Origin of the sequence: Neobacillus sp. SuZ13 (assembly GCF_030123365.1) — a bacterium.
GTDB lineage: Bacteria > Bacillota > Bacilli > Bacillales > Cytobacillaceae > Neobacillus.
In genome coordinates this window covers 1,938,776-1,962,406 of sequence record NZ_CP126107.1, presented here as the reverse complement: position 1 = coordinate 1,962,406, position 23,631 = coordinate 1,938,776, and the positions used below count along the sequence as shown (strand labels likewise).

The 23,631-nt window shown below is 38.1% G+C and carries 25 protein-coding genes, 1 tRNA gene and 1 pseudogene; 6 read left to right on the top strand and 21 right to left on the bottom strand.

Going from position 1 to position 23,631, the window contains the following annotated elements:
* Positions 1-20: 20 nt before the first annotated feature.
* From QNH17_RS09545 to QNH17_RS09535, 3 genes are read right to left on the bottom strand one after another with little or no spacing between them, the layout of a single operon-like run.
* A complete protein-coding gene (locus QNH17_RS09545) occupies positions 21-1,298 on the bottom strand; it encodes a TRAP transporter large permease subunit (protein ID WP_283878447.1) in 1,278 nt (425 codons plus the stop codon).
* Complete coding sequence (locus QNH17_RS09540) at positions 1,295-1,870, bottom strand: TRAP transporter small permease (RefSeq protein ID WP_283878446.1); 576 nt, start codon at positions 1,868-1,870, stop codon at positions 1,295-1,297. Before QNH17_RS09540 ends, QNH17_RS09545 begins: the two co-directional genes overlap by 4 nt.
* Before the next feature lie 36 nt (positions 1,871-1,906).
* Positions 1,907-2,932: a TRAP transporter substrate-binding protein gene (locus tag QNH17_RS09535; protein ID WP_283878445.1), complete on the bottom strand. Its 1,026-nt coding sequence runs from the start codon at positions 2,930-2,932 to the stop codon at positions 1,907-1,909.
* Between the two features lie 1,072 nt (positions 2,933-4,004).
* Between QNH17_RS09535 and QNH17_RS09530 the strand changes: the two genes are divergently transcribed.
* On the top strand, positions 4,005-5,108 hold the full coding sequence (locus tag QNH17_RS09530) for a mandelate racemase/muconate lactonizing enzyme family protein (RefSeq protein ID WP_283878444.1): 1,104 nt from the start codon (positions 4,005-4,007) through the stop codon (positions 5,106-5,108).
* A gap of 233 nt (positions 5,109-5,341) precedes the next feature.
* Positions 5,342-5,495: pseudogene (locus tag QNH17_RS09525) on the top strand (IS110 family RNA-guided transposase); the annotation flags it as partial.
* 77 nt (positions 5,496-5,572) lie between these two features.
* On the opposite strand, the gene QNH17_RS09520 reads toward QNH17_RS09525, so the two are convergent.
* Positions 5,573-6,289 (bottom strand): tyrosine-type recombinase/integrase, encoded by a 717-nt coding sequence (locus QNH17_RS09520; protein ID WP_283878443.1) that lies wholly within the window; start codon positions 6,287-6,289, stop codon positions 5,573-5,575.
* 188 nt (positions 6,290-6,477) lie between these two features.
* Positions 6,478-6,574, bottom strand: a tRNA-Sec gene (locus QNH17_RS09515).
* 309 nt (positions 6,575-6,883) lie between these two features.
* Here QNH17_RS09515 and QNH17_RS09510 point away from each other — a divergent pair.
* Positions 6,884-7,309 carry a DUF2621 domain-containing protein gene (locus QNH17_RS09510; RefSeq protein WP_283878442.1) on the top strand — a complete coding sequence of 142 codons (426 nt, stop codon included), beginning with the start codon at positions 6,884-6,886 and terminating at the stop codon, positions 7,307-7,309.
* A gap of 315 nt (positions 7,310-7,624) precedes the next feature.
* On the opposite strand, the gene QNH17_RS09505 is transcribed toward QNH17_RS09510, so the two are convergent.
* Complete coding sequence (locus QNH17_RS09505) at positions 7,625-8,104, bottom strand: CcdC family protein (RefSeq protein WP_283878441.1); 480 nt, start codon at positions 8,102-8,104, stop codon at positions 7,625-7,627.
* A 176-nt stretch (positions 8,105-8,280) separates the two neighbouring features.
* A complete protein-coding gene (locus tag QNH17_RS09500; RefSeq protein WP_283878440.1) occupies positions 8,281-8,988 on the bottom strand; it encodes a cytochrome c biogenesis CcdA family protein in 708 nt (235 codons plus the stop codon).
* Between the two features lie 279 nt (positions 8,989-9,267).
* Here QNH17_RS09500 and QNH17_RS09495 point away from each other — a divergent pair, with 279 nt between their 5' ends.
* The gene (locus QNH17_RS09495) at positions 9,268-9,444 is read left to right on the top strand and encodes an aspartyl-phosphate phosphatase Spo0E family protein (protein WP_283878439.1); all 177 of its coding nucleotides are present in this window, start codon (positions 9,268-9,270) and stop codon (positions 9,442-9,444) included.
* Positions 9,445-9,499: 55 nt separating this feature from the next.
* Here QNH17_RS09495 and QNH17_RS09490 read toward each other — a convergent pair whose 3' ends face one another.
* The 9 genes from QNH17_RS09490 to yneA all read right to left on the bottom strand — a co-directional run bounded on the left by QNH17_RS09490 (position 9,500) and on the right by yneA (position 18,128).
* Positions 9,500-11,290, bottom strand: coding sequence for an ABC transporter ATP-binding protein (locus tag QNH17_RS09490; RefSeq protein WP_283878438.1), 1,791 nt, complete (start codon positions 11,288-11,290; stop codon positions 9,500-9,502).
* A 1-nt stretch (position 11,291) separates the two neighbouring features.
* A complete protein-coding gene (locus QNH17_RS09485) occupies positions 11,292-13,043 on the bottom strand; it encodes an ABC transporter transmembrane domain-containing protein (RefSeq protein ID WP_283878437.1) in 1,752 nt (583 codons plus the stop codon).
* 151 nt (positions 13,044-13,194) lie between these two features.
* Positions 13,195-13,491 carry a hypothetical protein gene (locus QNH17_RS09480; RefSeq protein ID WP_283878436.1) on the bottom strand — a complete coding sequence of 99 codons (297 nt, stop codon included), beginning with the start codon at positions 13,489-13,491 and terminating at the stop codon, positions 13,195-13,197.
* A gap of 184 nt (positions 13,492-13,675) precedes the next feature.
* A complete protein-coding gene (locus tag QNH17_RS09475) occupies positions 13,676-13,888 on the bottom strand; it encodes a YneF family protein (protein WP_373561664.1) in 213 nt (70 codons plus the stop codon).
* Positions 13,889-13,959: 71 nt separating this feature from the next.
* Complete coding sequence (gene sirA / locus QNH17_RS09470; protein WP_283878435.1) at positions 13,960-14,400, bottom strand: sporulation inhibitor of replication protein SirA; 441 nt, start codon at positions 14,398-14,400, stop codon at positions 13,960-13,962.
* A gap of 245 nt (positions 14,401-14,645) precedes the next feature.
* Positions 14,646-16,652: a transketolase gene (gene tkt, locus QNH17_RS09465; RefSeq protein ID WP_283878434.1), complete on the bottom strand. Its 2,007-nt coding sequence runs from the start codon at positions 16,650-16,652 to the stop codon at positions 14,646-14,648.
* Positions 16,653-16,833: 181 nt separating this feature from the next.
* Entirely contained in the window at positions 16,834-17,064 is a 231-nt protein-coding gene (locus tag QNH17_RS09460; protein ID WP_283878433.1) for a DUF896 domain-containing protein, read from the bottom strand.
* 78 nt (positions 17,065-17,142) lie between these two features.
* Positions 17,143-17,790 carry a YneB family resolvase-like protein gene (locus tag QNH17_RS09455; protein ID WP_144549344.1) on the bottom strand — a complete coding sequence of 216 codons (648 nt, stop codon included), beginning with the start codon at positions 17,788-17,790 and terminating at the stop codon, positions 17,143-17,145.
* Positions 17,791-17,801: 11 nt separating this feature from the next.
* Positions 17,802-18,128, bottom strand: coding sequence for a cell division suppressor protein YneA (gene yneA, locus QNH17_RS09450; protein ID WP_283878432.1), 327 nt, complete (start codon positions 18,126-18,128; stop codon positions 17,802-17,804).
* Between the two features lie 157 nt (positions 18,129-18,285).
* Here yneA and lexA point away from each other — a divergent pair, with 157 nt between their 5' ends.
* Both lexA and QNH17_RS09440 read left to right on the top strand, forming a co-directional pair.
* The gene (lexA, locus tag QNH17_RS09445) at positions 18,286-18,909 is read left to right on the top strand and encodes a transcriptional repressor LexA (RefSeq protein ID WP_144549340.1); all 624 of its coding nucleotides are present in this window, start codon (positions 18,286-18,288) and stop codon (positions 18,907-18,909) included.
* Positions 18,910-19,109: 200 nt separating this feature from the next.
* Positions 19,110-19,397 (top strand): DUF4257 domain-containing protein, encoded by a 288-nt coding sequence (locus QNH17_RS09440; protein WP_283878431.1) that lies wholly within the window; start codon positions 19,110-19,112, stop codon positions 19,395-19,397.
* Positions 19,398-19,466: 69 nt separating this feature from the next.
* Here QNH17_RS09440 and QNH17_RS09435 read toward each other — a convergent pair whose 3' ends face one another.
* The 5 genes from QNH17_RS09435 to QNH17_RS09415 form a co-directional block, all read right to left on the bottom strand.
* Positions 19,467-19,721 (bottom strand): hypothetical protein, encoded by a 255-nt coding sequence (locus QNH17_RS09435; protein ID WP_283878430.1) that lies wholly within the window; start codon positions 19,719-19,721, stop codon positions 19,467-19,469.
* Between the two features lie 198 nt (positions 19,722-19,919).
* A complete protein-coding gene (locus tag QNH17_RS09430; RefSeq protein WP_283878429.1) occupies positions 19,920-20,129 on the bottom strand; it encodes a hypothetical protein in 210 nt (69 codons plus the stop codon).
* Between the two features lie 309 nt (positions 20,130-20,438).
* Entirely contained in the window at positions 20,439-21,773 is a 1,335-nt protein-coding gene (gene glnA, locus QNH17_RS09425) for a type I glutamate--ammonia ligase (RefSeq protein WP_283878428.1), read from the bottom strand.
* Between the two features lie 37 nt (positions 21,774-21,810).
* Positions 21,811-22,215 (bottom strand): MerR family transcriptional regulator, encoded by a 405-nt coding sequence (locus QNH17_RS09420; RefSeq protein WP_283878427.1) that lies wholly within the window; start codon positions 22,213-22,215, stop codon positions 21,811-21,813.
* 133 nt (positions 22,216-22,348) lie between these two features.
* A complete protein-coding gene (locus QNH17_RS09415; protein ID WP_283878426.1) occupies positions 22,349-23,620 on the bottom strand; it encodes a methionine gamma-lyase family protein in 1,272 nt (423 codons plus the stop codon).
* Positions 23,621-23,631 lie beyond the last annotated feature (11 nt).

Genomic DNA, 23,631 nt, shown 5'->3' with positions numbered 1-23,631 from the left:
CAATTACTGGTTTCATTCCATTAGGATGTTAACCATCCAAGAGGAACTGTTACTAAGGACGGGAACAAGATTAACAAGACCAAGACAACCACTTCGACCAGCAAGAAAGGCCAGACCCCTTTCATGATGTCTTCCATACTGATTTTACTTATCCCACACATGACATTTAAGACAGTTCCGACCGGTGGTGTAAGCAAACCAATGGCGTTATTTAGGATAAACAGGACACCAAAGTAAACTGGATCAATCCCCGCTGCTTTAACTAGCGGCATCAAGACAGGTGTTAAGATTAGGATCGTTGGCGTCATATCCATTGCTGTTCCAACCACGATAACCAGCAAGTTAATCATTATTAATAGAAGGAACGGGTGATCCAAAAATGGGTCCAGCAGTCCAATTACTTGTCCAGGTAAATTGGCAACAGTAATCAGCCAGGACGAAACGAGTGCGGCTGCGACCAGAAACATGACTACGCTGGTCATTTTTCCTGCATGAACAAAGACATCGTACAAATCTGACACTTTCATTTCGCGATAGATTACAAGACCGACAAATAATGCGTACACTGCAGCTACTACTGCAGCTTCAGTCGGTGTAAATAATCCAAATTTCAACCCCCCAATGATAATGACGGGAAGGAAAAGTGCCCATATACCTTGACGAAGAGCTATAAGAATTTCTTTAACTGATGCACGAGGTTTAACAGCTACATTATCTCTGCGTGCTATAAATGCCCAGGTAACCGTGAGTCCTACGGCCAGCAAAACACCCGGGACGACCCCTGCCATGAATAGCTTTGTTATGGACACACCACTCGCTACACCGAAAATAATAAAACCAATACTTGGCGGGATAATCGGGGCAATAATTCCACCCGCTGCGATCAACCCGCTTGAACGATTAACATTGTAACCTGCTTTCGACATCATTGGAATTAAAATAGCACCAAGAGCCGCTGTATCGGCAACTGCTGAACCAGATAAACTTGCAAACAAGACTGCCGCAATGATCGCAACATAGCCAAGGCCTCCCTTGATATGGCCGACCATAGTCATTGCCATATCAACGATACGCCGCGACAATCCACCCCGATTCATAGCTTCCCCCGCCAGCATAAAGAACGGAATCGCCATAAGAGGGAAGTTATCGGCGCCACTGATTAGGTTTTGCGCGATAATTTGACTGTCAAAAATACCAAGGAAGTACATTAACACTACACTACTTACGAGTAAGGCAAAGGCAATAGGCATTCCAAATGCCATAGCTCCAAGTAAAGATCCCACAAATACTCCGATCATCCTTGTTTCTCCTCCTTCCATCCCATATGAATATCTGTGACCAATTCATCACTGTGGAGAGAAATTAGCTCTTCAGACTCGCTCATCCTAACTAATTCTTCGTCCTTAATTTTATTGAAGAAGATCCGATACAAATTGTAAATGATCATTAAGCCCATGGAAACACTCACAAGAATTCCTGTCCCATATACAAATGCTAGTGGCATGCCTGTAGCCGGCGCCGAACTATGAATGTTAATCAACGTCATCTTCCAGCTGCCATCCATGATAAGGAAAAGAACAAATAACATCATCAAATCACTTAAAACAAGTACCACTTTTTTCATCTTATTAGGCAGCCGTTTGATGACCATGTCAACACCTAAGTGTTCTTTGTTTTTAAACGCTCCAATCGCACCAAGGAACGTCAGCCAGATAAAGAGATACCTTGACATTTCTTCTGACCAAGTAATTCCTGAATTAAAGAAATAACGAAGAACTACATTACCAAAGACGAGAACCACCATGATCGCTAATGCAACAGCCATAATAATGTTCAACGTGTTTTCTAAGAGTCTGGATATTTTATTCATCTTTACATCTCCCCTTTCTACCTAGAGCGCGTTGCTTTATTCTGCTTTAATTTTTTTAACGAGCTCTTTAGCCCAGTCATTTTCCGCAAAGACGTCATCATATACAGGCTGAGATGCTTTTATCATCTCTTTGGTGAAACTTTCGTCTGGATTAGTAAATTTAATTCCATTTTCCTGGAGGAATTTTTTATCATTTTCATAGCCTTTTTCCAATAATTCAAACTCATATGCAGCCGACTCTTTTGCTGCTTTTTCAATAATTTTTTGTTGCTTCTTTGTTAATCCGTTAAAGAATTTGCTATTAATAATATAAATATTAGGACTAAACATATGCCTTGATTCTAGTACATCACTTTGAACTTCATTCCATCCTGAGGATCTCAGTGTGGCAATAGGATTGTCTTGAGCATCCACTACCTTTTGTTCAAGTGCTGTAAATACTTCAGAAATAGGCAATGGACTAACGTTTGCCCCGAGTGATTCACCTAATTTTATGTAGTTCGGTATGTTCGGCATTCTTAGTCGAAGTCCTTTAAAGTCTTTCATACTCTTGATTGGGCGATTGCTAGAAAACATTCTAAATCCATTTGCACTCCAAGCTAGAGGTGTTACTCCATGTTTTGGATCCAGGTCTGCTGTCAATTCTTCACCGATAGGACCATTCAATACCTTCTTTACATGGTCAAAATCTCTAAATAGGAATGGCCATTCAGGAACACCCATTTTTGGAATGTCCGACTGCATAATTAGTCCTGGAATACCCATTTCGATTGTTCCGTTCCTTACACCGTCATAAAATTCTTTCTCGGCTCCTAATGTACTGTTCGCAAAAATCTGTACTTCTAGTTCACCATGGCTTTCCTTCTCCACTATTTTTTTGAATTTTTCTTTTAATGCGATGTTTTGAGGGTGATCTTCTGCAAAATAATTCGCAACTTTAATGGTTTTCTTTTCAACTCCAGATCCGCTAGTTTTTTCTCCCTGACTTCCACAGCCTGCTAGAAGTAATGCCCCGACAAGAGTTATGCTTGAAGCAATTCCAAAAAACTTTCTTTTTTTCATTAAAAATCCTCCCCCTAAATCCTGGTAAACTTCTATTTGTAAGCGTTATCATATTGTACTAAAATTAAGAGACGTCTCCTTCCTCCTTTTTATAAGTGCAACACTACTTGTTTTATAATATAAAACTCCGTTCTCATTAAATCGGAGAAAGAAAAACAATTATCCTCTAACAACTGTTTCTCTCCTATTATAAAATCTTTACGCAATGTTGAGTCACCATATTTTTGCTTTTTTTTTAAATTGATAGATTTAAATTGTTCTATATTATAAAACAGCGTTTTACAAAAGAGAACTTACGTTGATTATAATCTCCTTTTTTTATCCTTGTCAAATCTTTTTTGGATTTTTCGATATTTTCTAAAAATAGTCTTCGATCGCTATTTGCTAATAGAATTCGAGCGTCGTCACGAGAATGATGTGAAGTCCCTCGTCGGCTTGTTCTTCCTTTTTGCAGATCAGGGGCGGGATTTAGATTATCACACAGCATTGCAGCAACTGATGGCAATGTTTTTGCAAATTGCCCAAGACGAAATCGGAAAAGTCATATGTGTTTGTTACCTCTACGAATGGATAGCCGTTCTGCCTAGTTAGTTCAAGGGTTTGTTCAATAATTTAAGCTGCGTAAGTTGAGTAAATAAATATAAGATAATGTGTTATTTTTATTTTGACATGTATTTTAAAACTTTTTTTCTAATATAGAAGGGTAAAAGCATGCCCCGTGGACGAAAGAAGGTCTATTTATTCTTGTTCCATTAATTTACAAGATATCAGCCAGTTTGACTGAAAAGGAGTGTTAATTATTATGGCTCATATGTTATTATCGTTTTAATAGCTATAATTAAAGGGTCGAGTTATTGGAGAAATTGAAAGAAAAGTTACTAAGGCATTCAAAGGGCAGTAGAAAGGTGATAAAAGAGTAATAATAAAATTCTCCATGTTTATTTATTACTTGTAATGAAAACGCTTTATTTATTTGATGGTGTCTGAATGTAAACGGCTGAATAAACCGAAAATTTTAATTGTACTGAATGATTCACCAACCACTTTATGAAGAAAAAAGGATGATCACCATATGGAAAATAAAAGAAAAATTGTCGATGTAATGACGGAATACTATCGGATTCCTTTATCAGAATCAATGGGTGATGCAAAACACGGTATACATACACATTTTGAGCTACCAATTGTCAAAATTAAAATCGAAGATGGATCGGAAGGAATAGGTTATACGTACACAGGCGGACTTGGTGGACGTGCTATTTGTGCTATGATTGAGCATGATTTAAAGCCATATCTTCTTGGCAAAGATGCCAGTTGTATTGAAAAGCTGTGGGAAGATATGAACTGGAAAATTCATTATGTAGGAAGAGGCGGAGTTGCCTCCTTTGCGGTCTCCGCCATTGACATTGCTTTATGGGACTTGCGTGCCAAAAAGGCGGATGAACCTCTTTGGAAACTACTAGGCGGATCAAGCAATAGTACAAAATGCTATGCAGGTGCAATCGATTTAAACTTCCCAACAGAAAAACTATTAAATAATATACAAAGGTATTTAGATCAAGGTTTCCATGCCGTCAAAATTAAGCTAGGACAAGAAACATTAAAAGAAGATCTAGAGCGGGTTGCAGCTGTTCGTGAATTAATTGGGCCAGACATCGTGTTCATGGTGGATGCAAATATGAAATGGTCCATCGAAAACGCGATTAAAGCAGCAAAACGTTTGCGCCAATATGATGTATTATGGCTAGAAGAGCCGACAATTCCAGACGACTACAATGGCTATAAACGAATTTCTCAGGAAGGCGGGCTGGCAATCGCAGCCGGAGAAAATCTTCATACTATTTATGAGTTTCAAAATATGATTACTAGAGGAAACATCGATTTTCCCCAGCCGGACGCTTCTAACATTGGCGGTATTACAGGATGGTTAAAAGTTTCCAATCTTGCTTTCACCTATAACCTTCCTGTTTGTACACACGGGATGCAGGAATTGCATGTCAGCTTAATGTCTGCAATGCCTCATGCATCCTATTTAGAAGTTCACAGTTTCCCGATCGATCAGTATACGACTCGACCACTCGTTATTGAAAACGGCCGCGCTATTGCTTCGGATACTCCGGGAACAGGAGTAGAATTCCGTTGGGATTTAATAAAAGAATATAAAACTAGTTTTTAAGATGCCTCAAGAGAAAGACTATTGAACTTTTGAAAACGGTATACAATGCAGGGATATGGTTCGATTATCTCAAGATTTATAGGTATAAAATGAAAAAACTTGTTCCACTAAAGGGTAGTGTTAGCATTCCTGTAGAGAGTTAATTATTGACTTTGATAAAAAAGGACCACCTCAGTAAGATATGAGTATAGACACCACTCTAACTCAAAACCTTAGGTACTATAAAGTTTTAAATGCAAGACAAACAAAAGCAACTAATTGAAAGAATGTCCGATATTCACCTCGTTGTTGGTGTGGACATTACTCAACAATTTCACGTCGCTCGAGCAGTGAATTGTCCGTGGAATTGTAGTCGGAGATCCTCTCACATTTGAAAATAAAGAAAAGTGCATCTGCATTTATGGTTGTATATGAAGCTTATAATAGGATATTGAACGAATTGAATAATTAGTCAGAGGAGGTCGTCACCGTTTGATCGAAACAAATAGGTATTCACTACCGAAGTCGTCCGACTCTCTCATATATTCTTCAAGAAGCTTTATTGTCTTTGTTGAGATTGGTACGCTTCTGCTACGCTTTGTCTTCGTTTCACGAGGTTCCAGTTTGATGTACCCACTTTTTAAATCCACGTTACTTCTCCTCATATTAAGAAGTTCTGATATTATAACCATAGTATCTAACAATACATAAATCATAACTTTATCACGAAATCCTACAAACCTTGAATCATCAATCTGATTTAGTAACGCTTTTATTTCAGCTGGTGTAAAGGATTGTATTTCATCTTCAGGAGTTTTAATGGGCTTGAATTTATAATGAATAGGTATTTCAATCCATCCTTCTTGATAACAATGTCGCAAGAAAGCACGATTGGTTCTGATACGTACATTAACAGTAGTTGGTTTTAAACCTTGGTCATTAAGCATATATCCAATATAATATCGAAACAATTCCACTGTAATTTCTTCATTAGGAACATCTCCTCCTAAGTAATCATTGAGATAATGAAAATGTTCATAATAGCCTTGGATTGTAGGCTTTGCCAACCCCTCAGTTTGTTTGAAGACCATAAATCGCTCAAACATTTCAAACAGAGTCATCTTTTGTTCACTTTGTTTGAACTGTTTAATATTCTGAGCACTTCTTGAACCTTTCCGCTGAGACTTTCTTATAAATTGCATAAAAAAATCCACCTCTCATTTAAGAATTTGGTGGCTTTGACACACTAGTACACATAAAATCAGTCGCACTAGTACTATGTAAATTTTAGAAAAAATACTGGTGACTTTTCACTCTTAGGCCATAGGTTCAACTGTTGAAAAAACACTTACAAAAAACAGCTGAAACCCTTGATATTATTGAATTTGGTTGGCGGGACTGCGTGGGAATCGAACCCACCAGACCTGGCACGCAGGTCTCAAGCAGTTTTGAAGACTGTGGAGGACACCAGTACCCCATTCAGCCCCATGGATGTAAATATATCAATATAGTTATGTCTGTAGAAACACAATCTATCTCTATGCTATAGATCACTTGTTATCATATTACAATGGAATATGGTGATAATCAATAGAATCCGGATTTTTGTCATTTTTTCGACAAGCTTTTCAATTGTCAAAACGGAATTCTTAAGCTGATTGGAGCTTACTATAAAATCAATTTACAGCAGAAGATCATCAGGCTAAATTCATACAATTATGTCCAATACTTGTCTAAACCTATAAAAAAAGACTATAATAAGATGAAAAAATAGTTATTTATGTAGGTGAATAGATATGCTTCATGGTTGGTTTTTATGGTTTATCCTGTTCTGGGTAGTTTTCCTAGTTGGTTCTTTTGCCATCGGTGGATTTTTTATGTTCCGGAAGTTTTTGAAAAAGATGCCGAAAGAAGACGGCAAGTCTGTAATGGATTGGGAAGAGCATTATGTAAATGAATCCCGTCACTTGTGGGGAACTGAGGAGAAAGAGCTCCTAGAGGATTTAGTTAGCCCTGTTCCCGAGCTTTTCCGTGATGTGGCCAGACATAAAATTGCCGGAAAAATTGGCGAAATCGCCTTAAATGAAAATGCACCAAAAATTACTCAAGATCTCGTTATTCGCGGCTATATCCAAGCAACACCAAAAAGAGATCATAAATTCTTACGCAAAAAACTTTTTGAAAATCGAATTGATGTTGCTCCCTTCGAGCACCTATTTTAACCGTCCATCAAGGGACGGTTTTTTGTTTTTAAGTATTAATCGTATAGTCATTAAACCAAGACTTTGATTTACCGCAAGTCCTCTTTTTTACACTCTTCGGTAAATGAAACAGACTTGGATTTACCGCAAGTCCTCTTTTTTACACTTCTCGGTAAATGAAACAGACTTGGATTTACCTCAAGTCCTCTTTTTTACACTTCTCGTTAAATGGCCCAAATACTCAATTGCAACAATGCCATTTTCGACAATGTTTCCTAAACTTACCTAAAACTAAATCAAAAAACTGATCCAATAATGGACCAGTCCCACATCAAACTATATCTGTTTACCACCATGCAGCCGTTTAAACAGTTTTTTATAATCCAAATACATCGCAATCCGCCAAGGCACAATCATACAATAGGCTAGGAAGAAAAACATGCCGCTTAGTTCACCAATATCGATGGTCGCACTTAGTATCGATTTCATTACTAGGCGAACAACTAATAGCCCAATCAATATAAAGAAAAATGCTTTGGACCGTTTTAGATAAATATCATTATCGCGGATCTCAAACTTCGAGGTTTTAATAAGTAAAATGGAGAATAACATCCCCACGATCGCTGCTTCGATCATTTCTGCTCCAGTTAGTCTAAACTGAGGTTCAATATACATTAATGCCCCACTCGACATGAACAGAGGCGGTAGAATAATTTTACGAGCGTTGGTGGGTTTTTTTGCGGCTTTCATCCGGACCACTAAGGCCAGACTACCCATAAACACCGCTCCAATTGAAGAAGCAAGAACTATGTTCATTAGATTCATTCCTTATCTAATTTATTTACTAACCCATTATAACTCAAATAAATGGATTTGAAAAAAATTATCTCAATAAAAAGTAACCCATTTTTACCAACCTGATTATTGATACAAAAAGGGAAAAACCTCCTCAGGAATTTTCCCTTACATACAATATTTATATTTTTATATATTTAGAACCCTGTAAAACCACCAAACAGATTTGAAAAGATCGATATGATTTTTGTCATCCAGTCAAAGAATAAGACAATCCCCATGACAATCATTATGTAACCGCCAATTTTGACGATTTTCGCACTGTTCTTCTTAATCCAATTCATACGGCCAAGGAAGAATGAAAGAATAAAGAATGGAATCGCAAAACCTAGCGAATAAGCAATCATATACATCATTCCTGAGCCAGGATTAGTCGCTGCTAGTGAGATAACAAAGGAAAGAATTGGACCGGTACAAGGTGTCCATCCAGCTGCAAATGCCATCCCGATTAAAACGGAACCAAAATAACCAGAAGGACGATTTTTAAATTCAATACGACGGTCTTTCATCATAAACTTCGGATTTAGAATCCCAACAATCACCAAACCAAAGAAGACAATAAAAATTCCGCCAAGCTGACGAATTAAATCTTTATACTGTAAGAAAAAGCTTCCTAGAAACGAAGTTCCAAATCCAATCGCAATAAAAATAATCGAAAAGCCTAATAGAAAAAATAAGGTGTGAAGTAGACTCCGTCTTTGAAGCATGGCATTTTCACTCTTTAACTCTCCAACAGACATCCCTGTGATATATGAGAGAAATGCAGGATAAAGCGGCAAACAACAAGGTGAAATAAAACTTAAAAATCCTGCCCCTAATGCTAAAAATATATTTACATCTGACATATTAACACTCCCACTCTAGTCGATACGTTTCTATTCTAACAAATGTTTGTTATAAATGATAATGATGAACTTGAATATTTTGTGTCGCCCTAGTTTTTTATTTCTCCTTTCCAATATTCCTTCTAACTATTTATATGCATAAATTGGATGGGTATTTATTTACAATTCTCTTTGAAAAAATTTACAACATAGGTTATACTAGTAAAACCAATTGAAATTTGGTATATTAGTATTCTGTTTTAACCAAAATTTAGGGGTTACTCTGGAAAGGAAACGGCCGTGACAAAGAATGATTTAGTTACATTAATTGAAAAAAAACGAGCTGAATTAATTCAAGTCGCTACTAGCAACGGCTTGACATCCTCCATTGCGATTCGCTACAGCCAGGAGCTTGACCACCTTTTAAATGAATATCAGCGCATATATATAAAAAAGGTTCCATCATCAGCCTGTTAAGAAAAAATTCCTATAAAAATACTAAAAGCCTGGCAGCGATGCCAGGCTTTCTTCATCAATTCACAACATCTAGACTCTCTACCACTCCATTTTGTAAAAGGAACATTTTATGGTATAACCCGCCTAGAGCAAGCAGTTCTTGATGGGTTCCCCTTTCAACAATTTCTCCTTGGTGCAAAACTAAGATTAAATCAGCATCCTGAATCGTTGACAACCGATGGGCAATTGCAATGGTTGTTCGCCCTTTTCGCATTTTGGCGAGTGCTGTTTGAATGGCTTCCTCTGTTTCGGTATCAATATTAGCTGTCGCTTCATCTAGGACCAAAATCTTCGGATTGGTTGCAATCGTTCTAGCAAAGGCGATTAATTGCCTTTGACCGCTTGAGAAAGTGGTCCCTCGCTCAACCACCTTATGGTCAAAACCATCCTCCAATTTTTCGATAAAAGTATGGGCCTGGACAAACCTCGCCGCCTCTTCCACTTGTTCGTCCGTCATGTCATTGGCATGCAGGCGGATATTGTCCTTTACCGTCCCGAAGAATAAAAATGGATCCTGTAAAACGAGGCCCATTTTCTCTCGGAGCTCTGTTTGGGTGAAATTTCGAATGGATTGACCGTCAATGAAAATGTCACCCCGTTCATATTCGTAGAAGCGCATCAACAAATTAATGATTGAGCTTTTCCCGCTTCCGGTATGACCAACTAGGGCGACGGTTTCGCCAGGTTTAGCCGTGAAAGAAATAGATTTAAGCACATCCTGTTTCCCATTATAGGAAAAACTTAACTCCTTAAATTCAATTTTCCCTTGCTCAATCGTTAGACTGTTCTCTTCCTTTTGGGCAGGTGCTAACTCTTCCTCATCTAATAATTTAAAGACTCGTGATCCAGCGACAATTGCCTGCTGGTATAAGGAAAGTCTCATCATCATTTGATTAACCGGTTCAAAAAAACGATCCAGATAGTTGATAAAGGCATATAAAACTCCGATTTTAATCACATGGTTCAAAGAAGTGAGCCCAAAATATGATAACACAATGATTAATGCTAAAACGTAAATCAAATCAATCGCTGGCCTTAACAGAAGGCCGTCAATTTTAAGATTCTTCATTCCTGCCTCATAGTGCTGGTCATTTATCATTCCAAATTCAGCACGGAGTCTTTTTTCCTGACGAAACACTTGAATGATGCCCATTCCTGATAAAGATTCACTTAACTTGGCATTCAACTGGCTCAGTCGTTCGCGCATATCAAGGTAAAATCGTGAACTTAACTTTCGATAGAGGTTCATGACAAATACCAGCATTGGAAGGATAATGACGCATAATAATCCAAGTTTGATATTCAAGATAAACATCGCGATAAAAATCCCTAATAATAAAAACCCACCTTGGATAAACGTTGCAATAACTGTGACAAACATGTCTTTAATCGCTTCGGTATCATTCGTTACCCTAGAAACAATACTGCCGGCAGGTGTTTGATCAAAATATTTTAGCCCAAGTGATTGAACTTTAGAAAAAACATCTATTCGAAGCTGTTGGATAATTTTTAAAGCCAGCTCTTGGAATTTTACAAATTGAAAAAACATTAGAATGGCTTTGATGATTTGAATGCCCATATATGTGGAGCCAAGGATTAATAGAGGTTGAAATTCGAGCTTTCCTGGTGTTAAATAATCATCGATAAAAATTTTGACTAAGATCGGAAGGACAATATCACCGATGGTTGTTAATAATAGAAAGATAAATGCCATTCCTACCAGTTTTTTATGGGGTTTCGTGTAGGACAGCAGCCGAAATAAAATATTTCGTTGTTCACGGTCAGAAAGCTGTATTTTTTCTTCCATATTAATGTCCTCCATGCTCGACCAGCTCTTCTAGCTGCTGGCGTATATACATTTGCTTATACCATCCGCCGATTTCCATTAATGCTTCATGGGTGCCTCTTTCGACAATCTTACCTTCTTCGAGAACGAGAATGAGATTGGCATGTTGAATCGCACTTAATCGGTGGGAAGTAATTATGGTTGTTTTTCCTTCTCGGTTTTCTCTTAACGAGGAAAGAATGGCTTCTTCTGTTTTTGCATCTACTGCAGATAAGGAATCGTCGAGGACCAATACTTCTGGATTCATCAAAATAGCCCGGGCAATCGAAATCCTCTGTTTCTGCCCGCCAGATAATGACACCCCCCTCTCCCCAACAACCGTATGATACCCTTCCACAAATTGAAGGATATCATCATGGATATTCGCTAACTTTGCGGCATTCTCTACTTCCTCTGTGGAGGAGTTAGGGTTTGTAAAGGCGATGTTTTCTCCGACTGTAGCAGAAAACAAAAAGTGATCTTGCGGTACATAACCAATCGCTTCACGTAATTTTTCAAGTTTGTAGGCCTGAAGTTTCTTACCACCAATGGTAATTTCCCCTTGATAACTATCAAACTCACGAATGAGCAGCTTTAATAGTGTTGTTTTCCCGGCACCCGTTTTACCCACAATGCCAAGTGTTTCCCCTGCTTGTAGTGAAAAGTGAATATCCTTTAAAACTGGTTCATTTTCACCTGGGTAGGTAAACTTCGCAAGGTCGAATTTTATTTTTCCTGCCGGCACTATGTTTAAGGCATCCTCCAGATCCGTAATATCTACTTTTTCCTGAAGGAGCAAGGTGACACGGTCATAGGAAGCCCTGCCCCGCTCAACAATATTAAACAACCAGCCAAATGCAAGCATTGGCCAAATAAGCAACCCCAAATATGTAGTAAACGAAAGTAATTGTCCAATCGTTAGTTCCCCATTAAGGACATATCTAGAACCAAATACAATCGATAAAAAGAAAGAAATTCCCACAATTATTGATATCGTTGGATCAAACAGTGAATCAATTTTTGCAACAGTAATATTTTTTTGGACAACATCTTCTGATTGCTTCCGAAAATCCTCGATATCTTCGTTTTCCTGACCAAATGTCTTAATGACTTTAATCCCGGTAATGCTTTCCTGCGTTTTATCATTTAATGATGAAAAGGCTTCTTGAGCCTGATAAAAGGTTCGATGGAGCATCGTTCCAAACCAACTCGTAAGGATGACCATAAAAGGCATAGGAATCAAACAAATTAAGGTAAGTTTCCAGCTGATCGTAAATGCCATCGCACAGATAACAAAGCCACCAGTAGACAGCGAATCAACAAAAGTTAACACACCAACACCAGCTGTTTGCTGAATCGCTTGCAGATCGTTTGTAGCATGAGCCATCAAATCCCCAATTCGACGTTTTTGGTAGAATGATGGGGACATATTGGTAAAGTGCTGATACAGTCGATTCCGCAGCAGTCTACTGAGCTTAACGGAAGAACCAAAAATCATCACTCTCCAATAATAGCGAAGAACATACATAGCTACCCCTACTGCAACGAGTGCCCCTATCCACTGAAGGAGTATTCCCTTGGTCATAGTCCCATTCTTAATTTCGTCTGCAATGATTCCAATGACCTTTGGCGGCACCAGCTGCAGGACAGCCACAAGCATTAAAATGAAGATCCCAGAAATATACGCCTTTTTCTCTTTTTTAAAATACCAGCCTAAGTCTAAAAATACTTTCATGCTACCGCCCCCAAAACACAAGAAAATTATTGCTGTTAGTCAAACTAATCCATTAACAGAGGTTTAATTTTACCAAATATTATTAAAATAAGGAAGATTAAGTATATTATCTATACATAAAAAAACACCCATTTATATGGGCGCTTTCAACTTAAAATTCTATTACTTTATCCGAATCACCAAAATAACCAGTAAACCTATTATTTGAATTGCACTGAGGGCATCGAACCGTAATCTCTAAATCGATAATCTGTTGTTTGGTACTATTGACTGAGCTATTCTTCAGAACAACCACCTGGTCCGTTACCGCTTTTTCGGGATTGAAATTTTTTAATTCCTCAAGAATATTCTCCCCATTTACAAGGGCCACATAATCAAATAGATCACCACAAAATACACAATGCTTGTTACCTTGAACAACAGTAGTAGGAACCAAGTCAATTTTCATATAATCTCCTCCCGTCCTCACTATTATACGACACAAATAAAAGCGTTCCCTTCCATCCCTTTTTGTTTCATAAATTCGTCATAATATCTGCTTTTTTTTTAAAATAAAAACCACCTGTCGGAATTTAAAAAATTCAGAAAGGTGGTTATTTATTGGTCTAATCGGATCGTGTTTGCTTGTCCGTTTATTTAGATTGTTGCTTGTTCATGGCAGCCATCATTTGGTTGATCTTCTTTTGTGATGGTTTTTGACCCATTTGCATCATCATCATTTTCAGCATTTGTTCATTAATAGGCGGATTTTTCTTTAAGTAGCTCATCATATATTTACGAGCAATGAAAAATCCTAGTGCTACACCAGCTGCTAGTGCCAGTATACCAACTAGAACGTAATACATATTCAACTTCCTCCTTCGTGTTGTCTACCATACAGTGTACTAAATAAAACACGATTAGACAATATCTGCAATCAGATAAATTTTCTTTCTTTTATCGGTTTTAACCAACCGTATCGTTGATGTTCAAGATCAAGCGCTAAAAAGGAAGTCTCGCATTTTCGTAACACTTCAAAAAAGGCAGTCTCGGCTTCATAGCTTCCTTGTGCATCAATGGTAATTAAATCTTGGAATACTTCTAACTTTGCCGTACTTAGTTTTCCGCTTAATTCCATCGAATATGCACCATTTTCTGCTTTAAATCCCTTTATTTTTCCAAGCTGCTTTTGAATAAGTTGATGGATTTTTAGCGCCTCGACCTTTCTTGTTATATATGAAATTTGTTTTTGGGTTATAAATTTAAGCTCACCGTTTGCTTTATGATTCTCTTGAAAAAGCTGAAAAAACAATCGCTCTCTTCCGAAGTAATGGGTCGCAAATTCATCTTCTATTAAATATAGCTGATATTTTCTCACCACTGTTCTCTCCTTCGTTGGTTACCCTTTTTACTATTATAAAAAAAGACAAGCGAAACATTTGTCTTACGGCGCCAAAAACTTCCACTTTTTTTGTCGATTATCAGAATTGCAAGCTATTTTTTTATATTTCGGTATATTTTATGAATTTTCCTGCAAAAAATCTTTGTTCATATTATTGTAAAAAATTTCTTTCCAAACCAAAAAAGAGAACGGATAAATTCCGCTCTCCTAAAAATACGATCTTATTTTTGCAAAAGTGCCTTCACACGTGCAGTTACATTATCTACGGTGAAACCGAATTCTTCCATAATCTTTTCTCCTGGTGCTGAAGCTCCGAAATGATCAATCGCTAATACATCACCTTCGTCACCAGTATATTTGTGCCAGCCAAATGATGAGCCAACTTCAATTCCAAGACGCTTTTTCACGCTTCTTGGTAAAACAGAATCCTTGTATTCTTGGGATTGTTGCTCGAAGCGGTCCCATGAAGGCATACTTACAACCGAAACATGAACCCCTTCTCCCGCAAGTGCTTTTTGAGCTTCCACTGCAAGACTTACTTCAGAACCAGTTGCTAATATCAATGCATCTGGAGTTTCTCTTTCAGAAGGAGATACCACATAGGCACCTTTAGAAACACCTTCATATGCATTGGTATCAGTTCCTTTTAATGTAGGTAAATCTTGACGAGTTAACACAAGTGCAGTTGGTTTGTCTGTTGACTCAACAGCAAGCTTCCATGCAGCCGCAGTTTCGTTCCCGTCTGCAGGGCGAATCACTGAAATTCCTGACATTGCACGTAATGCTGCCAATTGTTCTACCGGTTCGTGTGTTGGTCCATCTTCCCCAACAGCAATACTATCATGCGTAAATACATAGGTAACAGGTAATCCCATCAACGCGGCTAAGCGAATTGCTGGACGTAAGTAATCAGAGAAGACAAAGAATGTTCCGCCAAAAACTTTTACCCCGCCATGAAGAGCAATCCCGTTCATTGCAGCACCCATTCCAAATTCACGAACTCCAAACCAGATATTGCGGCCTTCATAAGACCCTGGCATAAAGTCTTTCGTATCTTTGATCATTGTTTTATTAGATCCTGCAAGGTCTGCTGATCCCCCAATAAAAATTGGTAGATTTTTAGCAATCCCATTAATTACTTCACCTGATGAGGCACGGCTCGCAAGGCTTTTCCCTTCATTATAGACGGGGATTTCCTTATCCCAACCCTCTGGAAGCTCATTATTTAATGCTTGTTCAAGCTGAGCTGCTAATTCTGGGTATTCTTTTTTATATTGAGCAAATAGCTCATTCCACTCTTTTTCCTTTTTCTCACCATTTTCAACGATAAGCTTTTGGAAGTTGTCATAGACTTCCTGCGGTACATGGAAATCTTCTTCAAAAGTCCATTTATAGGCTTCTTTAGTAAGTTTTAATTCATTAGCACCAAGTGGTGAACCATGAACACCTGATGTACCCGCACGGTTTGGTGAACCATAACCGATTACTGTTCTTACTTCAATCATCGTTGGTCGTTCTAAATCATTTCTTGATTCTTCAAGCGCTTTTGCGATTTCTTCTAGATTGTTACCGTCCTCGACACGAAGATATTGCCAGCCGTAGGATAGGAAGCGATCTTTAACACTTTCTGAGAAAGACTTATTTAAGTCACCATCTAAAGAGATATCGTTTGAATCATAAAGGACCACTAAACGGCCTAGTTTTAAGTGTCCTGCAAGTGAAGCCGCCTCTGCAGAAACACCTTCCATCAAATCGCCATCTCCACAAATGCTGTATGTAAAATGGTTCACAAGTTCATACTTATCTTTATTATAAACACTTGCAACATGGCGTTCTGCCATTGCCATTCCCACTGCCATTGCAATCCCTTGTCCAAGTGGACCAGTTGTTGCTTCTACACCCTCAGTGTGGCCGTATTCAGGGTGACCAGGTGTTTTTGAACCCCATTGACGGAATTGTTTTAAGTCATCCATGGACAAATTAAAACCAGACAAGTGAAGCATGCTGTATAACAATGCTGACCCATGTCCAGCAGATAAAACAAAACGATCTCGGTTAAACCAGCGTGGATTCTTCGGATTTTGGTTCATGAATCGAGTCCATAAAGTATACGCCATTGGGGCTGCACCCATTGGCATCCCTGGATGTCCAGAGTTTGCTTTCTCGATTGCATCAATCGATAAAGTTCGGATCGAGGTAACAGATAAATCATCGATATTATTAAACATGAATTACATCCTTTCCTAATGACTACTAGTTACTAAGTACATTTCAATTTTATATTGATACCGTGTTTTATTCAACAAATAGCATAATAATAAGAAGCAAAACCCACTTTATTTTTTAGTTTGACACAGAAATTGTTGTTCTATGTAAAAAAGGAATACAAAAATTGTATTCCTGAATTTTTTAGTGAAGTGTATTTTTTTTCCTTGCTTTAATTTTTTCTGGCGTGACATCATTTCCCTCGGGATCAATGAACTTTGTGTTGGTTAAGGTATCAAGCATATTTGAACGGAATGTTGCCAAATATTCGCTTCTTAATTTTGATTGTTCTTTGGCTTCCGCTTCAGTTAATCCCGTTGCTTTTGATTTTCTTGCCAACTCGTTAATTCTAGCCATTTTTTCTTTGGATAGCATGGAGTGAACCTTCCTTTCTACCTGTTTACATGACACCTGATTTTACTAAAAAAAAAACCTAATGACAAGGCAAAAGGTTTACTCTTCTTGAGATTCGATATATTCTTGATATCTTCTATGTACGGTTGCCTTTGAAATGTTATAACCAAAACCTCTCAAAGTCGCAGCTATTTCAGCAAAAATTAATCCATTCTTTCTTAACCTGACAATTTCTTCTACCGGTACCTCAATTTTTTCACGTCCGGAAGCATCCCCTAGATTTTTTAAGTTTTTTTCAGGTTTATAACCATTCTGGACAGCCCGCTTCATTCCGCGCTTAATCTTCGCATTATGAAGTTTCCGTTGATATTCCTCCACCATACCAACAATTTTTAAGACCATGGAATCAGATTCTGACAGTTGCAATTCCCCACTATGAGAGATACTGAAAAGTTTAATATTTTCTTTTAAAATGCAGTGCAATATCGCTATTTTAGCATTCCCTCTACCAAGGCGGGTTTCATCCTGGATTAAAACCGCATGTACTTGATCATCTTTGATTCGTTCTAATAATTGAAAAATCCCTTCCCGGTCGAAATCGTAGCCACTTGCTTTTTCTTTAATGACCCTATCAATTTCAAAGTGATAGGACTCAGCAAGTTGTGTTAATTCTTCTTCTTGGCGCTTTAAAGATGTTTCTTGTGTTTCTTTATTGGTGCTGACACGACAGTATATGATTGCTTTCATTGTATTCCTTTCTATTCACCCACAGCACTAGCTAATTCTTGTGTTGCTGAACCTTCTTCGTTACTTACCGGAATAATAATTTCTTCTCCAGGAAAAATTCGATCTTCATCAATTTCATTATGCTTTTTTATCCATGCAACAAATTCTTGGTTAGATAATGAATGTTGTTCGGAATATTGGTTAGAGATTCCCCAAAGTGAATCACCTTCTGAAACCGTAATCTTTAAATACTTATCTTGATCATTTGAATGATGCTGTAAAGATAATATGAAGGAAAGTGAACAGCTTAAAATAATTAGAGTAATAGCATAGGAGTATTTGTTCCATAATTTTTTCATATAAAACACCTCTACTAAGAATATATGTTCGTTTTATTAATTTGATTATAAATCGAACATTTGTTTGTTGTCAACTATTTTTTCGAACTTATGTTTGTATATAAAATACGAACATGGTATAATAAAGTCAACAAAAACCAGACGAGGTGGATTTATCATGGCTAAAATATCAAAGCGGCAGCAGGATATCTTAGACTTCATTAAAAGTGAGGTTAAGAGTAAAGGATATCCCCCTTCAGTTAGAGAAATCGGAGAAGCAGTTGGACTTGCATCCAGCTCAACTGTTCACGGACATTTGGCAAGGTTGGAAAGCAAAGGTCTGATTAGACGGGATCCAACTAAACCAAGAGCAATTGAAATATTGGAAGCAGATATAGCAGCACATATACCAAGAAATGCGGTTGTAAATGTTCCCGTTGTTGGTAAAGTAACTGCAGGATTACCAATTACAGCTATTGAGAATGTTGAAGAGTTTTTCCCTCTACCAGAAAGTCTTGCACCTGCAGATGAACAAGTGTTTATGCTAGAAATCATGGGTGAGAGTATGATAGAAGCCGGGATATTAGATGGGGACTACGTTATTGTGAAACAGCAGCCTACTGCAAATAACGGTGATATCGTTGTAGCAATGACCGAGGAAGATGAAGCCACCTGTAAGAGATTTTTTAAAGAAAAAGATTACATACGCCTGCAGCCGGAAAATTCTACTATGGACCCTATTATATTAAGAAATGTTTCAATTCTAGGAAAAGTTATTGGTGTTTATCGGCATATTCATTAATAGAGAGTTTGCACTACGGTGCATGCTCTTTTTTATGTCGTTTATTGGTAATTTTTTTCATTTTTATCATTTCATGTATTTTTTATAGTAAAAATTCAGTATTTTTACTCATGCCCATGTTGTTAATGTTCGATATAATTGTACTACACCAAGATTTACCTTAGGTCCAAAAAATATAGGCTTAAGGAGGTTGAGAAACAGTGTTAGTCGACATTATTTTCTCTCTAGTAATTGGTGGAACGGTAGGTATTGTTGGACATGTTCGTAAGCATGGAAAAATCATCATGCCACGGAAAACAAAAAGGTTCATTTATCTCGGCTTTTTAGAGGATTTACTCCTAGGTGCTGTTGCTGCGCTTATTCTTATCTTATATACCGCTCCAAATTTATTGGTGGAAAATATCCTTTTTTCGGTTATTGCAGGAATGGGCGGTGATGCAGTTCTTTCTAAAATCAAACTAAATCAGACGGAAAAGAATAATGAATAAATCTAGAAAAACGCCATGATATAGTTCGTATCATGGCGTTTCTCTTATCGATTAAGGCTGTTTATTTGACTATTTTGATATCCTTGCCTGTATTTCAGATAATTTCACCTTAAAAACCGCTTTATAAACTTTAGTATCCGCTTCCATATAGACCGAATGACTTACATAATCTCCTTTTAACGTTCTACGTTCCTCATCAAATAGAAAACATTCCTGACCTTTGGCTCCTGATTCTAGCAAACTTAATATAAGGTCCGGTTTCTTATACGTCTTTTCACGAAGTATTTCTTGGGTTTGAGCATTACAAATTTGCAGTTTATACAATTAGAGCACCTCCCAAATGTTTTCAAGTTAAGCATATAATATATATGAGTAGCAGAACGAAGATAATTGTGAATTTTTCAAGAAATAAGGAATTATTTTGGTATGTGTGGGGATTGACTACTGTAGTTTGATGTACTGATTCAATGTAATTTACCGTTTGGGCTCTTTTTTGCTCCTACCGGTAAATGCAGCCCTCTTTCATTTACCTCTAGCCTGCTTTTTTCCTCCTTCCGGTAAATCCAGCCCTCTTTCATTTACCGTTAGCCTGCTTTTTTCCTCCTTCCGGTAAATCCAGCCTCTTTCATTTACCGTTAGCCTGCTTTTTTCCTCCTTCCGGTAAATCCAGCCTCTTTCATTTACCTTTGAGGCTCTTTTTTCCTCCTTCCGGTAAATCCAGCCCTCTTTCATTTACCGCTAGCCTGCTTTTTTCCGCCTTCCGGTAAATCCAGCCCTCTTTCATTTACCACTAGCCTGCTTTTTTCCTCCTTCCGGTAAATCCAGCCCTCTTTCATTTACCGCTAGCCTGCTTTTTTCCTCCTTCCGGTAAATCCAGCCCTCTTTCATTTACCGCTAGCCTGCTTTTTTCCTCCTTCCGGTAAATGCAACCCTCTTTCATTTACCGTCCTGCCTTTTTTGTCCTCTCGGTAATTCCCCCCTTTTAGTTCCCCACAAACCAACAAAAAACCCTGTTGCTACAAGCAACAGGGTTTAATGATATTAATACATGCTCATATATTGATCGCGTTCCCATTGGTGAACGACTGTACGGAACATATCCCACTCGATTTCTTTTGCTTCAACGAAGTGTTCCATAATGTGCTCGCCTAGACCAGACACGATTACTTCGTCAGCTTTTAATTGGTCTAATGCTTGAGCTAATGTTGCAGGAAGATCGACGATGCCTTCTTCAATTCTTTCTTCTTTGCTCATTACATAGATGTTTCTGTCAACTGGTGCTGGAGGAGTTAATTGGTTTTTAATTCCATCTAAGCCAGCTTTTAGAAGAACAGCCATTGCAAGATATGGATTTGCAGATGGGTCTACGCTTCTCACTTCGACACGTGTACTCAATCCACGTGAAGCAGGGATACGAATTAATGGTGAACGGTTTCTAGCAGACCAAGCTACATAGCATGGTGCTTCATAGCCAGGAACTAGACGCTTATAAGAGTTTACAGTTGGGTTTGTAACCGCTGTAAAGGCTGGAGCGTGCTTTAGAATTCCTGCGATAAATTGACGAGCTGTATCGCTCATTTCTAAGTCGCCGCTTGGCTGATAGAATGCATTTTCACCATTTTTAAATAAGGAAAGGTTCATATGCATTCCAGATCCATTTACTCCGTATAATGGTTTTGGCATGAATGTTGCATGCAAGCCATGTTTACGAGCAATGGTTTTAACAACTAATTTAAATGTTTGGATTTGGTCACATGCTGTTAATGCATCTGCATATTTAAAATCAATTTCGTGCTGACCTGGTGCTACTTCGTGGTGAGAAGCTTCAATTTCGAAGCCCATTTCTTCTAACTCAAGCACGATATCACGACGGCAGTTTTCACCTAAATCTGTTGGTGCTAAATCGAAATAACCGCCTTGGTCATTTAGCTCTAGACTTGGTTCGCCTTTTTCATCTAATTTAAATAAGAAGAATTCCGGCTCAGGTCCTAGGTTAAAGTTAGTGAAACCTAACTCTTCCATTTCTTTTAATACTCTTCTTAAGTTATTACGAGGATCCCCTTCAAATGGTTTTCCTTCTGGAGTATAAATATCACAAATTAAGCGGGCTACTTTCCCTTTTTCAGCTGTCCAAGGGAATACTACCCATGTATTAAGGTCTGGATAAAGTAGCATATCAGACTCTTCAATTCGTACGAAACCTTCGATAGAAGATCCATCAAACATCATTTTGTTATCAAGTGCTTTTTCTAATTGAGAAATTGGAATCTCCACGTTTTTAATGGTTCCAAGGATGTCTGTGAATTGTAAACGAATAAATTTTACATTTTCCTCAACAGCTAATCTTTTAATATCTTCTCTTGAATACTTTGCCATTTTCTTACCCCCTATTTTTTGAGTAGATTCTTCCAATTTAATGGAAGAATCTTGACATATCTCCTTGACGTAATGATGATCGGTTGTTTCGGCCTGAATGCATCATTTCGTTGCGCAGCAGTTTTCTAAGCTGTTCATCTGTTAATTCGCGTTTGGACTTCTCGGCTTGTTGTTCGATAATGTTAGATTGTTGTTGTTCTTTAACTAGGAATAATTGTTTTATACCAGCCATGTTCACACCTTGATCAATCAAATCCTTAATTTCTAGAAGCCTATCAATATCATTTAAGCAATATAGACGTCTATTCCCTTCGGTACGAGCTGGAGAAATCAATTGGTGTTCTTCGTAGTATCGAATTTGCCTGGCTGTAAGTTCCGTTAACTGCATGACCGTTCCGATCGGAAACAGCGGCATGGAACGGCGAATTTCTTTTCCACTCACCTAATTACTCCTCCCTTCGGGTTTGTTTATAATGCTATTATATTTCGTGTTAGAAAAGTTGTCAATGATATGTTAGATTTTCTTACATAGAATTTACATTATAAATGGACAACTAAAAAAACACTTACAATCTCTAAAACAGGTCCATTAATCCTTTTTCAGTCAAGTGATCAATCGCGAGGCAAACAGCCATTTTTACATGGGCATATGTTAAACCGCCTTGTACATAGGCTACATATGGCGGTCTAATCGGTCCGTCTGCAGTGAGTTCTATACTTGCTCCCTGGATAAAGGTGCCGGCAGCCATAATCACGTCGTCCTCATACCCTGGCATATAGCTCGCATGTGGAGTAACATAAGAATTTATGGGCGATGCAAATTGAATGGCCTGACAAAAAGCAATCATTTTACCACGGTCATCGAATTGCACAGATTGAATTAAGTCGGTTCTGTTTGCATTCCATTTGGGCGAGGAATTCATGCCTAATTTCTCCAGCATTGCTGCCGTGAACACAGCACCTTTTAAGGCTTGGCCTACTACATGAGGAGCTAGGAAAAAGCCTTGGTACATTTCTTGAAGACTATAGAGTGATGCACCGGCTTCAGCCCCAATCCCAGGTGATGTCATCCGATATGAACATGCTTCTACCCATTGTTTTTTCCCAACGATATAGCCGCCAGTCTTCACTATTCCGCCACCAGGATTTTTGATCAGCGAGCCAGCCATTAAGTCCGCGCCGACATGACAAGGCTCCATCTCTTCTACAAATTCGCCGTAGCAGTTATCCACAAACACTACGACATCTGGCTTAATTTCTTTCACATACTTAATCATTTCGCCAATTTCAGCAACTGTAAAAGATGGTCTGGTGTCATAACCTTTGGAACGTTGAATCCCAATCATCTTTGTATTCGGTTTTATTTTTTCAGATACTTTATCCCTGTTAATTTGCCCTTCATTTGTCAGGGCCACGCTATCATATGAAATGCCAAATTCCCTTAAAGAACCAACCCCATTTCCACGAAGTCCGACGATTTCTTCCAAGGTATCGTACGGTTTGCCCGTAATATAAAGGAGTTCATCCCCAGGTCGAAGAACTCCAAATAAGGCGATGGAAATGGCATGAGTCCCAGAAATAATTTGCGAGCGAACCAATCCTGCTTCACCGCCAAAGACATCTGCATAGACATTTTCCAGTGTATCTCTGCCTAGGTCATCGTAGCCGTATCCAGTTGACGGGATAAAATGTGAGTCACTGACCCGATGTTTTTGAAAACTCTGTAAAACCCTAAATTGATTGGTTTCGATTCTTTCGTCAATTTCCTGATGTACCCCAGCAATTTGTTGTTCGACTTCTCTAACGATTGGCTGGAGTTTTTCCCCATTTTTTAACTGTTGAAACATGCATGAATCTC